The 12,530-nt window shown below is 73.1% G+C and carries 10 protein-coding genes; 5 read left to right on the top strand and 5 right to left on the bottom strand.

The features are described from left to right. Nucleotides 1-429: an RDD family protein gene (locus FGI33_RS05000; protein ID WP_119434064.1), complete on the top strand. Its 429-nt coding sequence runs from the start codon at nucleotides 1-3 to the stop codon at nucleotides 427-429. Between the two features lie 25 nt (nucleotides 430-454). Here FGI33_RS05000 and FGI33_RS04995 read toward each other — a convergent pair whose 3' ends face one another. After that, the gene (locus FGI33_RS04995) at nucleotides 455-1,180 is read right to left on the bottom strand and encodes a J domain-containing protein (RefSeq protein WP_119434063.1); all 726 of its coding nucleotides are present in this window, start codon (nucleotides 1,178-1,180) and stop codon (nucleotides 455-457) included. 54 nt (nucleotides 1,181-1,234) lie between these two features. Next, on the bottom strand, nucleotides 1,235-1,945 hold the full coding sequence (locus FGI33_RS04990; protein ID WP_119434062.1) for a DUF4191 domain-containing protein: 711 nt from the start codon (nucleotides 1,943-1,945) through the stop codon (nucleotides 1,235-1,237). 209 nt (nucleotides 1,946-2,154) lie between these two features. Between FGI33_RS04990 and FGI33_RS04985 the strand changes: the two genes are divergently transcribed. Further along, complete coding sequence (locus FGI33_RS04985) at nucleotides 2,155-3,843, top strand: protein kinase domain-containing protein (protein ID WP_119434061.1); 1,689 nt, start codon at nucleotides 2,155-2,157, stop codon at nucleotides 3,841-3,843. 26 nt (nucleotides 3,844-3,869) lie between these two features. Here the strand turns inward: FGI33_RS04985 and sucB are convergent, their stop codons facing one another. The 3 genes from sucB to FGI33_RS04970 form a co-directional block, all read right to left on the bottom strand. Continuing rightward, complete coding sequence (gene sucB / locus FGI33_RS04980; protein ID WP_237582342.1) at nucleotides 3,870-5,333, bottom strand: 2-oxoglutarate dehydrogenase, E2 component, dihydrolipoamide succinyltransferase; 1,464 nt, start codon at nucleotides 5,331-5,333, stop codon at nucleotides 3,870-3,872. Between the two features lie 60 nt (nucleotides 5,334-5,393). Further along, nucleotides 5,394-6,767: a dihydrolipoyl dehydrogenase gene (gene lpdA, locus FGI33_RS04975; protein ID WP_119433906.1), complete on the bottom strand. Its 1,374-nt coding sequence runs from the start codon at nucleotides 6,765-6,767 to the stop codon at nucleotides 5,394-5,396. Nucleotides 6,768-6,858: 91 nt separating this feature from the next. Next, complete coding sequence (locus FGI33_RS04970) at nucleotides 6,859-8,367, bottom strand: leucyl aminopeptidase (RefSeq protein WP_119433907.1); 1,509 nt, start codon at nucleotides 8,365-8,367, stop codon at nucleotides 6,859-6,861. A gap of 169 nt (nucleotides 8,368-8,536) precedes the next feature. On the opposite strand from FGI33_RS04970, the gene FGI33_RS04965 reads away from it, so the two are divergent. The 3 genes from FGI33_RS04965 (at nucleotide 8,537) to FGI33_RS04955 (ending at nucleotide 12,530) form a co-directional block, all read left to right on the top strand. Next, entirely contained in the window at nucleotides 8,537-9,457 is a 921-nt protein-coding gene (locus FGI33_RS04965; RefSeq protein WP_119401158.1) for a proteasome assembly chaperone family protein, read from the top strand. A gap of 75 nt (nucleotides 9,458-9,532) precedes the next feature. Continuing rightward, nucleotides 9,533-10,855 carry an MFS transporter gene (locus FGI33_RS04960; protein ID WP_119433908.1) on the top strand — a complete coding sequence of 441 codons (1,323 nt, stop codon included), beginning with the start codon at nucleotides 9,533-9,535 and terminating at the stop codon, nucleotides 10,853-10,855. Nucleotides 10,856-11,087: 232 nt separating this feature from the next. Then, nucleotides 11,088-12,530, top strand: a complete 1,443-nt coding sequence (locus FGI33_RS04955) for an RNA polymerase sigma factor (protein ID WP_119433909.1) — start codon at nucleotides 11,088-11,090, stop codon at nucleotides 12,528-12,530.

Genomic DNA, 12,530 nt, shown 5'->3' with positions numbered 1-12,530 from the left:
GTGCCCGCGACTCCCACGAACCCCGACCTCGGCGATCCCGGCCGCAACCGCTGGCCGGGGGATCGCCTCGGGCTCCCGGAGCGCGGGCGCGGGTCCGTCGCCCGCGCCGGCCGGCGCATCGTCGGGGTCTGCATCGACTGGGCCCTCGCCGTGCTGGTCTCCTGGGCCTTCTTCGCCTACGACCCGACGGCCACGCTCGTGATCTTCGCCGTCATGCAGTACGTCCTCATCGTCACCCTCGGCGGGAGCGTGGGCCACGTCGTGCTCGGCATGCGCGTGCGACCGCTCGCGGGCGGGTACGTGTCGCTCTGGCGGCCGGCCCTGCGCACCGTGCTGCTGTGCCTGGTCGTCCCCGCGGTCGTGTGGAACGCCGACCAACGGGGCCTCCACGACGTGTTCTCCGGGACGGTGCTGGTCCGCACCTCCTGACCGCGGCGCCGCGGTCCGGGGAGCGTCAACCGGGCTCGCACCCGAGGTACACGAGCTCCGGATCGACCCCGCCGAGCACGACGCGGGCGGGGGATCCCGCGCGGACGGCGCCGAGCTCGCGGCTCTCGGTCTCGCGCCCGTCGTCCGATCGTCCGGTGGTCACCTCGAAGCGGACGAGCGCCGCGCTGCAGTCCTCCGGCGCGGTCATGTCGAGGAGCGTGCACGAGCTCGTGTCCACGCACTCGCTCGCCCGGGTCGCCGGATCCTCGACGGTGACGACGGTCGCGCCCTGGGTGAGGTCCGCCCCGACCGTCGTGAAGCGCGCCCGGGTCGAGTCCTGGAAGCTGACCACGACGACCAGGACGCCGGCCAGCGCGCACACCGCGGCGATGGACGGCCCGAGACCGCGTCGGGCCCGCTCGCGTCGCGAACGGCCGTAGGGCGACAGCCGCTCCGATGTCGGATGCGGCCGGGGCGGGCTCGGCGGCGTCCGTCCCCGGTGCGCCGACCCCTGGCCCGTCGCGGGAGGAGCCGAGTGTCCCGTCGTCGCGTGCCGTCGGAGCATGAGCACGTCCCTCGCGAGCGTCAGCTGAACGAAGCGCTCGTGCGCGGTCCTCAGCTGCTGCGGCGACGCGCCGGGAAGCCGGTCGGGATGCGTCTCGCGCGCCCGTCGGAGGTACGCGCGGCTGATGGTCGGGCGGTCGGCGTCCGCGTCGACGCCGAGCAGCGCCGCAGCGGAGGACGGGTCCATGGGCTCAGTCTGCGCCGGGCACGGTGCCCGCGCAAACGACCGGCGACGGCCGGATCAGCGTGCCCGGGAGGGGCGGACCTTGAACGGGTCGACGCCCTTGGGGATGGGCATGCTGTTCTGCCCGAGGGAGGTGAGGCGGTTGTTCACGGCCAGGACCTCCGCCTTGGTGATGGTGCGGGGGAACCGCTGCAGGCGACCGGCCAGCTTGTGGAGCTCGACCGAGTCGGCGTCGGGGCCGACGAACACGAAGTGCACGGGGACGTTCGGGAGCACGCGGGCGATCTTGCGGCGCTCGTCCTCGAGCATGCGCGTCGTGCGGCTCTTCGGGCCCTCGCCGATGAGGGCGACGCCGGGGCGCCCGACGGCGCGGTACACGGCGTCCTGCGACTTGCCGTTCACGGCGACCGGCATCTCGCTGCCGACCCATCCGCGCTTCAGCGAGCTGCGGAGGACCACGCCGACGGCTCCGGGCTGGCCCTTGATCTGCAGGTACGCGGCGCGCTCCGCCTTGCGTCCGAGGACGATGAGGAAGGCGAGGATGCCCGCGAAGACGCCGGCGATGACGAAGAGGATGGCGGTCAGCCAGTTCCCGCCGGTCGCGAAGACCGCCAGCAGGACGCCCACGACGATGGGGGCCAGCAGCGCCAGGAGCATCCACCAGACCGAGCTCTTGTCGTAGCGCCGGGTCATCTGGAAGACCTGCCACATCTGCTTGATGCGGCCGGGTTCCTTGGGTGCCTTCTTCGAGGCTGTCTTGCGGGCCATGGTGCCCAGGATACCGGTGCGCGGGCGGCTGCCGGAACGGCCGCTGGCCGAGGCCCCGTCCCGTCCCTCACAGGCGCTCGATGCCGACGAGATGCCCCGCGGCCGTCCGGGTGCGTGCCCACCCGTCCCACCCGCCGGCACACTCGCGGCGACGGACGTCCCGGCCGGTGGGCGCGGACGGAACCGGGGCGACGAGAGGACGTGGGGCGATGGCGGACGGACGCGCTCGAGCGCACGACGGACGGGTCACGGGTCGGGACCGAGGCAACGGCTCGTACGACGGGGCGACCGTCCCGGGGCGATCGGCCGCCACGGCGGGCCGAGCGCCGCGGAGGCGGAGGAGCGGGCCGGGCCCGGACCCCGCCGCGCTGTCCGGCTCCGGGAGCGTCGTCGCGGGGTATCGGCTGGTGCGGCTCATCGGGCGGGGTGCCCGGTGCGAGGTGCATCTCGCCCGACCGCGTCGCTCAGCGGATCCCGCGAGCGGTCCCGCCGACAACGTCGCGGTGAAGATCGTCCCGGCGACCGAGCGCAGCCGCGGGGAGGCGGAGATCGTCTCCCTGCAGGCGGTGCGCTCCGACCACGTCGTCGCGCTGCGGGACGTCGCGACCCTCGCCGACGGCAGCCTGTGCATCGTGCAGTCGCTCGGCCGACGCGGGACGGCGTCGGACCTGCTCGGCCGACGCGGCAGCATCACCCCCGGCGAGACCGTGACCCTGGTGGCCTCCGTGCTGCGAGGGCTGGGGGACCTCCACGAGGCGGGCATCGCGCATGGCGCGGTCGACCTGACCCACGTGGTCCTCGACGCCACCGGGCGTCCGTTGCTGGGCGGGCTCGGCTCCGCCCGCGTCATCGCCGGAGGGGCGGGGGCGGACGGCCTCCCGGGGACCGATCCCGTCGGACAGGACCTGGGACGTGTGTCGCGGATCGTCCAGGCGCTGCTCGACCCGGCGGACGCTCGCGGACGCGCCTCCGAGGACAGGTGGGACGAGTGGCTGGCGCTCCTCGACTCCGCGATCCACGGGGAGACGGACCTCACCGCGCACGATCTCGCCGACCGGCTGCTCGACGTCGCGGACGCGGCCCCCTTGGCCGATGCGGGCGCATCCCCGCGCTCCTGCGACGACGATCGCATCCTGTCGCCCGGTGCGGCGCTCGGCGACGTGGATCCGCGTCCACGCGACGCCCGCGACGCGCGGACGGACGGGACCCGGCGACTGATGCGGCCCTCCGCGCGTGGGCGGCGGGGCGGTCATCGTCGGCATCGTGCGGTCGGTGACCGGCGAGCGGACGGAGCGAGATCCTGGGGCACGGCGGTCGGGGCGCGGGTCACGAGCCAGCTCGCGGCGGTGCGCCCCCGTGTCTGGGCGCTCGGCGCATCCGCTCTCCTGCTCCTGCTCGCGGGCGCCGTCACGGTGCCCCTCCTCACCGGCCCCGCTCGCGGCGAGACGGTAGCGCCGACGAGCGCGCCGACCCCGTCAGCGTCCGCGTCGGCCAGCGGGGACGGCGCACCATCGACCGCACCGGATCTCGACGTCGAGGCGGCGGCCTCGCCGGATCCGGATGTCGCCGCCCCCGCGCTCCTCCGGCTCCGCGCCTCCTGCCTCCATCGCGCCGACGTCGGCTGCCTGGGCGGGGTGGACGAGGCCGGCTCCGCGGTGGAGGACGCCGATCGCAGCGCCGTCGCGTCCGACGCGGCTCCCGCTCTGGACGACGCCGCGCTCCACGTCGCGGATGCCCTCGGCCCTGCTCAGCGTCTCGGTGACAGCGCGCTCATCGGTCTGCGTCCCGAGGTCGAGCCCGGATCGGAGACGCCGGCGCCCGGACGCCGACCGGCCTCCCTCCTGATCGTCAGGGGGGAGGCCGGGTGGCGGATCAGGGACCTGATGGACGACCGGTGAGGGTCGCCGTCGGGTCCGGAGAGGACCTAGATGCCCAGGTCGGCGTCGAACGCACCCGCCTCGAGGCGGTTCTTCACGGCCACGAGGAAGCGCGAGGCGTCGGCCCCGTCGACGATCCGGTGGTCGTAGGAGAGCGCGAGGTAGACCGTCGAGCGGATGGCGATGGTGTCCTGCCCGTCCGCAGTGATGACCACGGGTCGCTTGGTGACGATGCCGGTGCCGAGGATCGCGGACTGCGGCAGGAACACCACGGGGGTGTCGAACAGCGCGCCGCGGGATCCGGTGTTGGTCAGCGTGAACGTGCCGCCGGCCAGCTCGTCCGGGGACAGCTTGTTGTCGCGCGTCCGGGCGGCGAGGTCGGCGATCTCCGACGCGAACTGCGCGAGGTTCTTGCCCTCGGCGTTCTTCACGACGGGGGTGAGCAGGCCGCGCTCCGTGTCGACCGCGATGCTGATGTTCTCGTGGTCGGGGTAGACGATGCTGTCGCCGTCGACCGTCGCGTTGACGACCGGGTAGGCCTTGAGCGCCTCCGCGGCCGCGAGGGCGAAGAAGGGCAGGAACGACAGCTTGACGCCGGTCTTCTCCAGGAAGTCGCCCTTCACGCGGTCGCGGAACCGGGCCACCTTCGTGACGTCGACCTCGACCACCGAGGTGAGCTGCGCGGTGGACTGCATCGACACGACCGCGCGGTCGGCGATGAGCTTGCGCATGCGCGACATCTTCGCGGTGGTGCCGCGGAGCGGCGACGTCTCGAGGGGCGCGGCTGCGGGAGCGGCCGGAGCGGATGCCGTCGGGGCGCTCTTCGACGCGGCGGCCTCGGCGGCGGCGAGCACGTCCTCCTTGCGGATGCGTCCTCCCACGCCGGTGCCGACGACCGAGCCGATGTCCACGCCGCGCTCGTTCGCGAGCTTGCGGACGAGCGGCGTCACGTAGCCGGCGTTGCCGGAGGCTGCAGGAGCCGGAGCGGCGGCGGGCGCGGGAGCCGCGGCGGGTGCCGGGGCCGAGGCCGCGGCGGCGGGCGCGGGAGCTGCGGGGGCAGGAGCCGGGGTCGCCTCGGGCGCGGGCGCGTCCTGCTCGGCGGCGGGCGCGGGCTCGGGCTCCACGGGGGCGGGCGCCTCGGCCTCGTCGTCCGCCTCGGTGGAGGGGATCACGGTGTCCTCGACGGCATCCTCGGCCGCGGGCGCGGGCTCCGCTGCCTCGGCGGCGGGCTCCTCGGCGGCGGGCTCCTCGGCGGGGGCGTCGCCGCCACCCGAGCCGTCGCCGATCCGCACCAGCACGGCGCCGACCTCGACGGTCTCGTCCTCCTGGACGAGGATCTCCTCGATGACGCCGGCGACCGGCGACGGGATCTCGGTGTCGACCTTGTCGGTCGAGACCTCGAGCAGGGGCTCGTCGACCTCGACGTGGTCGCCGACGTTCTTGAGCCAGCGGGTCACCGTGCCCTCGGTGACGCTCTCGCCGAGTGCGGGGAGGTTGACGGATTCGCTCATGGGGTTGTCTCCTTCAGGCCCGACTCCGGACCCGGCTTGTGTGTCGGTGTTGGCGGGGTGCTACAGGGCGTGCAGAGGGGTCCCGGCGAGTGCCAGGTGGGCCTCGCCGAGCGCCTCGTTCTGAGTGGGGTGGGCGTGCACCAGGCTGGCGACGTCCTCGGGGTAGGCCTCCCAGTTCACGATGAGCTGGCCCTCGCCGATGAGCTCGCCGACGCGGGCGCCGATCATGTGGATGCCGACCACGGGACCGTCCTGCACGCGGACCACCTTGATGGAACCGGCCGTGCCGAGGATGGAGCTCTTGCCGTTGCCGCCGAGGTTGTACTCGTAGCTCGAGACCTTGTCGGCGCCGAACTTCTCGGCGGCCTTAGCCTCGCTGTAGCCGACGCTCGCGACCTCGGGGTCGGAGTACGTGACCTTGGGGATGTTGATGTCCTCGACGACCACGGGCTTGTTGCCCGCGATCTCCTCCGCCACGAAGATGCCCTGCTGGAACCCGCGGTGCGCGAGCTGCAGGCCGGGGACGATGTCTCCGACGGCGTAGACGCCGGGGACGCTGGTCTGGAGCCGCTCGTCGGTCAGCACGAAGCCGCGGTCGGTCTTGACGCCCGCCTCCTCGAAGCCGAGGCCCTGGGTCGCCGGGCCACGGCCCACGGCGACGAGCAGGAGGTCGGCGTCGTAGGTGGTCCCGTCCTCGAGGGCGACCTGGACGCCCTGGTCGTCCTGCGTGACCGACTTGAAGCGCACGCCGAGCGAGAACGCGATGCCGCGCTTGCGGAAGGCGCGCTCGAACTGCTTGCTGATCGACTCCTCCTCGTTGGGGACGAGGTGGGGGAGGGCCTCGATGATCTGCACGTCGACGCCGAAGGAGCGCCAGACGGAGGCGAACTCGACGCCGATGACGCCGCCGCCGAGGATCGCGACCTTCTTGGGGATGTAGTCGAGCTCGAGCGCCTGCTCGCTCGTGATGACGCGGCCGCCGATCTCGAGGCCGGGGAGCGTCCGGGAGTAGGAGCCGGTCGCGAGGACGACGCTCTTCCCGGTGATGGTCCGATCGCCGACCTGCACGGTCGTGCCGGAGGCCAGGCGGCCCTCGCCCTCGATGACGGTGATGCCGCGGGCCTTGATGAGGCCCTGGAGGCCCTTGTACTTGCTGGCGACGATGGCCTCGCGGTACGCGTTGACGCGGGCGATGTCGACCCCGTCGAACGTGACGTTGACGCCGTACTTCTCCGACTCCCGCGAGACGTCGGCCACCTCGGCCGAGTGCAGGAGGGCCTTGGTCGGGATGCAGCCGCGGTGCAGGCACGTGCCGCCCAGCTTGCCCTTCTCCACGAGGCCCACGGTCTTGCCCAGCTGCACCGCACGGAGCGCTGCCGCGTAGCCGCCGCTCCCGCCGCCGAGCACCACCACGTCAAAGTTCTGTTCCGACACCCAGGATCTCCCTCGTATGCATCAAGGTCGTCTCATGCGACCGCCCGACCGGGCAGGCGCGGGACCCCCTCAGGAGGCCTCTCCGAGCCTACTACGCCCGCGAAAACCCGGCGGCCAGGGCCAGGAGCGTGCGGACCGCGACGCCCGTCGGGCCCTTCCCCGTGAAGCCGTGACCGCCGCCCTTGTTGTGCGACGGGCCCGCGATGTCGATGTGCGCCCACGGGATCCGGGGAGCGTCGTCGGCGTCGCCCGTCCGACCGACGAACTCCTTGAGGAACACGCCCGCGACGAGCATGCCGCCGGCGGGGTTGCCGGGCTTGACGTTGGCGATGTCCGCGATGTCGGAGTTGAGGAGCGCGCGCATCTCCTCGGGGAGCGGCATGCCCCACATGCTCTCGCCCTGCTCGCGGGCCGCCTCGAGCAGGCGGGCGACGAGCGCGTCCTCGCCCATGACGGCGGAGTACCGCTCGCCGAGCGCCACGACCTGCGCACCCGTCAGCGTCGCGATGTCGACGATGGCGTCCGGGTGCTCCTCGCTCGCGGCGACGATGCCGTCCGCCATCACGAGGCGCCCCTCGGCGTCCGTGTTCAGGACCTCAACCGTCGTGCCCCCGCGCATGCGCAGCACGTCGTCCGGGCGGATGGCGGAGCCGGAGGGCATGTTCTCGGCGATGCACAGCCACGCCGTGAGGCGGACGGGCAGCTCGAGCCGCGCCGCGGCGACCACGACCTCGAGGATCGTGGCGGCGCCGGTCATGTCGTACTTCATGCCGATCATCGGCACCGCCGGCTTCAGGGAGATGCCGCCGGTGTCGTAGGTGATGCCCTTGCCCACGAGCGCGAGGTGCCGCGTAGCGCCGGCGGGGGAGTAGGCGACCTTCACGAGGCGGGGCGGGCGCGTCGAGCCCTGGCCGACGCCGAGGATCCCGCCGAAGCCGTCGGCCGCGAGCGCCTCCTCGTCCCACACGCGGACGTCCACGGGCAGCCCGCTCGTGCGCACCCGCACGGCGTCGACGAACGTGGCGGGGTAGAGGTCGAGGGGCGGGGTGTTGACGAGGTCCCTGGTGCCCGCCACGGCGCCCGCGACCGCGACGGCGCGCGCCACGGCCTCGTCGGCGTCCTCGGCGGTCCAGGAGTCCCCCTGGGCGATGACGGTGACGGACGACGCGCGCGGCTTCTGGCCGGCGAGCGAGTCCCTGCGGTAGGAGTCGAAGGAGTAGACCCCGAGGGCAGCGCCCTCGAGCACGGCGGTGAGCTCGACGAGCGAGGTCACGGGGACCGCGACGGCCACCCGCTCCACGCCGCGGAGCTGCCGGGTCGCGCTGCCGACGGCGTAGCGGAGCGCGACGGCGTCCAGGGGCCCCGAGCCCACGCCCACCAGCGCGACGGTGCGGGCGGCGGTGCCCGTCCCGGCGACGCGGACGACCTCGTCGCGGCCTCCTGTGACGCCGATCGCGGACAGGCCGTCCACGTCGAGCTCGAGGCCCTCGGGCGCGTGCACCCGGATCCCCTCCTTCCCGCTGGAGACGGCGACGACGAGCGCGTCGGCCTCCACGTCGACGGCGCGGTCGGAGGACACGGAGAGCTGGGGGAGGGTCATGGGCGACGAGCCTACCCACGCGCGCAGGCGTCCCCGGTCGGGGCGCGGGACCCCGACACGCGGGCGGAGGGGCGCGTCCCGGAGCCCGCGCCGACCGTGTTCGCTCTCGGCGGCACGCACGACGCCCCGCCGGGGAGGGGCCGTCGGAGGCGCGGCTTAGAGTGGATCCATGGCAGATGCGGACGGACTGTACGAGATCGACACCGACATCGGCGAGGTCCCGACCGGCCTGCCCCTGGTCGCCGGGCTCACCGGGTTCTCCGACGCGGGATCCGGCGTGTCGCAGGTCAGCGAGTACCTGCTGAGCACCCTCAGCCACCGCGACGTGCTGCGCTTCGACACCGACACGCTGCTCGACTACCGCGCCCGGCGTCCCACCATCTACTTCGACCAGGACCACCTCGCCGACTACCGTCCGGCCCGGCTCGCCCTGTACCTGGCGCATGACGAGATCGGGCAGCCGTTCCTTCTCCTCACCGGGTTCGAGCCCGACTTCCGCTGGGAGGCGTTCACGGCGGCCGTCCTCGGGATCGTCGACCGCTACCGCGTGTCGACGACCACGTGGGTGCACGCCATCCCCATGCCGGTGCCGCACACGCGCGACATCAACGTCACCGTGAGCGGCAACCGCACCGAGCTCATCGAGGCGCTCAGCGTGTGGAAGCCGCACACCCAGGTCCCCGCCAACGCGCTGCACCTGGTGGAGCACCGCCTGCACGACGCGGGCCACCCTGTCGCGGGCTTCGTGCTCCTCGTCCCGCACTACCTCGCGGACACGGAGTTCCCCCTCGCCGCGGTCGCCGCGCTGGAGAGCATCAGCGCCGCCACGGGACTGATCTTCCCCACCGACCGGCTGCGCGAGGAGGGCCGCGACTTCGTGGGCCGCATCGACGAGCAGGTCGCGGGCAACCAGGAGCTGGCGCGCCTCGTCACGACGCTCGAGGAGCGCTACGACAGCTACATGGAGGACACGCCCCTCAAGTCGCCGCTCACCGACGAGGACGGCGCCCTGCCGACGGCGGACGAGATCGCCGCGGAGCTGGAGAAGTTCCTCGCTCGTCGTCGCCCCGGCGACGGCGACGCCGCCTGACGCGCCGGAGCTGATCCGCGCGCGCACGCTCCGCGCTGTCGTCTGCCCTGACGCGGCGCCGGTATCCTCGTGCCGATGAGCACCCGCCGCGCCCGCATCGTCCTCGGCGTCGCGATGGTCGCCTACCTCTCCTCCGTGCTCCAGCGTGGGTCGCTGGGCATCGCCTCGGTCGAGGCGGGGGAGCGGTTCCACGTCTCGGCGTCGCTGCTCTCGACCCTCGCCGTCACGCAGCTCGTCGTCTACGCGGCGCTGCAGATCCCGGTCGGCGTGCTGATCGACCGGATCGGGCCGCGCGCGCTGCTCGCGACCGGCGCGCTCCTGATGGTGGCCGGGCAGGTCACCCTGGCGCTCTCCACGTCGCTCGAGGTCGCGATCCCGGGACGCATGCTGGTCGGAGCCGGTGACGCGATGACGTTCGTGTCGGGCCTCCGCCTCATCAACTCCTGGTTCTCCGGTCCCCGCGTGCCGGTGCTGTCGCAGTGGTTCGCCAACGTGGGCCAGCTCGGGCAGGTCCTCTCGGCGGTCCCGCTCTCGCTCGTGCTGCACACGGCGGGGTGGACGCCCGCGTTCCTGGGCTCGGCGTCCGTGGCGGTCGTCGCGTTCATCGCGGTCCTCGTCGCCGTGCGCGACCGGCCCTCCGGGGATGCGCCGCCTCCGCGGGTGCCGTGGGGCGACTCGATGCGGGAGCTCGGCAGGAGCCTGCGTCACCCCGGGACGCAGCTCGGCTTCTGGTCGCACTTCGTCACGCAGTCCTCGGGCGTGGTGTTCAGCCTGCTCTGGGGATTCCCGTTCCTCGTGGACGGCCTGGGCTACAGTCCGGCGCTCGCGTCCGGGCTCCTCATCGTGATCGTGGCGTCCGGGATGGTGGTGGGGCCCGTGATCGGCATCCTCACCGGGCGCTTCCCCTTCCGTCGCTCCAACCTCGTCCTCGGCGTCGTCGCGATGATGGGCGTCGCCTGGGCGGTCTTGCTCCTGTGGCCGGGCGTGCCGCCGCTCGCCGTCGTGCTGCTCGTGGTTGTCGCGATCGGGATCGGCGGACCCGGCTCGCAGGTCGGGCTCGACTTCGCGCGCACCTTCAACCCGCCCCGGAGCCTCGGCGCGGCGTCCGGCATCGTGAACGTCGCCGGGTTCACCGCGAGCTTCACCATGATGCTGCTCATCGGGATCGCCCTCGACATCCAGGACGGGATCCGGGTCGCGGGAGGGGCGCCGAGCGACCTCTACGCCTTCGACTCGTTCCGCGTCGCCTTCGCCGTGCAGTACCTCGTGGTCGGCTTCGGGGCGCTGATGCTGGTCCGGACCCGGCGACGGACCAGGCGCCTGCTGGCCGACGAGGGAATACGGGTGGGGCCCCTCTGGGTTGCCTACCTCGACAGGCGACGCCGACGCCGCGCATGACGCCGGCCCGCACACGGGTGGGATTGGCTCGCCCCCGCGCCCATCCGTGCAATAATGAGGTACGGACCCGTTCATGTCCTGCATCTCGCATCACCTCGGTGGTGCACGATCAGCGGACTTGACATGGGTCCTAGCAATGTCCGAAAACAACCCCGACCCACCTCCGGCAGGTCACCCCGCAGCGTCACCGCGGAGCGCGCGACCGGTCGTCGTGGGGACGAAAGGTGTTCGCATGGCCACCCCCTCCACCCCGTCCGCCACCCTGGACGCGACCGGCACGGCCGCCGACGCCGCGACGGGTGAGGCGAAGGCACCCGCGAAGCGCGCCCCCGCCAGGAAGACCGCGGCGCCGAAGACCACCACGACCGCCAAGGCCCCGACGAAGGCCGCCGCCGCCAAGGCAGCCGCGGCCGCGGCCACCGCCGAGGAGGACGCCCCCGCGGCTCCCGCGAAGGCCCCCACCGCCCGGGCGAAGGCCGCAGCCGCCAAGAAGGCCGCGGCCGCGTCCGGCGACGCCGCGCCCGCCAAGGCGCCGCGCAAGACCGCCGCGAAGAAGACCTCCGCGTCCGACGCCGGCGAGCCGTCGGACGACGACGCCGAGGACGTGGTCGTCCCCGCCGTCGAGGACGACTCGGACGACGAGGTCGTCGAGGACGGCGCCGCCAAGCCGCCGGTCGTGCTCGAGCCCCTCCCCACCGGCGCCATGGTGCTGTCGAACAAGGAGGAGGACGAGGACGTCCCCGTCTACTCGACGACCATCACCGGCGCCACGGCCGACCCCGTCAAGGACTACCTCAAGCAGATCGGCAAGGTCGCGCTGCTCAACGCCGCCGAGGAGGTCGAGCTCGCCATGCGCATCGAGGCGGGCCTGTTCGCCGAGGACAAGCTGGCGAACACGCCGGGCATCTCGCGCGAGCTGGAGCGGGAGCTCCGCTGGGTCGCGCGCGACGGCCAGCGCGCGAAGAGCCACCTGCTGGGCGCGAACCTCCGCCTCGTGGTCAGCCTCGCGAAGCGCTACACGGGTCGCGGGATGCAGTTCCTCGACCTCATCCAGGAGGGCAACCTCGGCCTCATCCGCGCCGTGGAGAAGTTCGACTACACCAAGGGCTTCAAGTTCTCCACGTACGCCACGTGGTGGATCCGCCAGGCCATCACGCGCGCCATGGCCGACCAGGCCCGCACCATCCGCATCCCGGTGCACATGGTCGAGGTCATCAACAAGCTCGCTCGCGTGCAGCGCCAGATGCTGCAGGACCTGGGCCGCGAGCCCACGCCCGAGGAGCTCTCGCGCGAGCTCGACATGACGCCCGAGAAGGTCATCGAGGTCCAGAAGTACGGCCGCGAGCCCATCTCCCTCCACACGCCGCTCGGCGAGGACGGCGACAGCGAGTTCGGCGACCTCATCGAGGACACCGAGGCGGTCGTCCCGGCCGACGCGGTGGGCTTCACCATGCTGCAGAAGCAGCTGGAGTCGCTCCTCGACTCGCTCTCCGAGCGCGAGGCCGGCGTGATCCGCATGCGCTTCGGCCTCGGCGACGGCATGCCGAAGACGCTCGACCAGATCGGCGACACGTTCGGCGTCACGCGCGAGCGGATCCGCCAGATCGAGTCGAAGACCATGGCCAAGCTCCGCCACCCGTCGCGCTCGCAGTCGCTGCGCGACTACCTCGAGTAG

It is taken from the genome of Clavibacter phaseoli (assembly GCF_021922925.1).
Classification (GTDB): Bacteria; Actinomycetota; Actinomycetes; order Actinomycetales; family Microbacteriaceae; genus Clavibacter; species Clavibacter phaseoli.
This window is presented reverse-complemented; position numbering and strand designations above follow the sequence as displayed.

Excerpts from the sequence above, each read along its gene's own strand:
- FGI33_RS04995 (WP_119434063.1), bottom strand. The coding sequence starts at position 1,180 with ATGGACCCGTCCTCCGCTGCGGCGCTGCTCGGCGTCGACGCGGACGCC.
- FGI33_RS04990 (WP_119434062.1), bottom strand. The coding sequence starts at position 1,945 with ATGGCCCGCAAGACAGCCTCGAAGAAGGCACCCAAGGAACCCGGCCGC.
- FGI33_RS04985 (WP_119434061.1), top strand. The coding sequence starts at position 2,155 with ATGGCGGACGGACGCGCTCGAGCGCACGACGGACGGGTCACGGGTCGG.
- sucB (WP_237582342.1), bottom strand. The coding sequence starts at position 5,333 with ATGAGCGAATCCGTCAACCTCCCCGCACTCGGCGAGAGCGTCACCGAG.
- FGI33_RS04970 (WP_119433907.1), bottom strand. The coding sequence starts at position 8,367 with ATGACCCTCCCCCAGCTCTCCGTGTCCTCCGACCGCGCCGTCGACGTG.
- FGI33_RS04965 (WP_119401158.1), top strand. The coding sequence starts at position 8,537 with ATGGCAGATGCGGACGGACTGTACGAGATCGACACCGACATCGGCGAG.
- FGI33_RS04960 (WP_119433908.1), top strand. The coding sequence starts at position 9,533 with ATGAGCACCCGCCGCGCCCGCATCGTCCTCGGCGTCGCGATGGTCGCC.
- FGI33_RS04955 (WP_119433909.1), top strand. The coding sequence starts at position 11,088 with ATGGCCACCCCCTCCACCCCGTCCGCCACCCTGGACGCGACCGGCACG.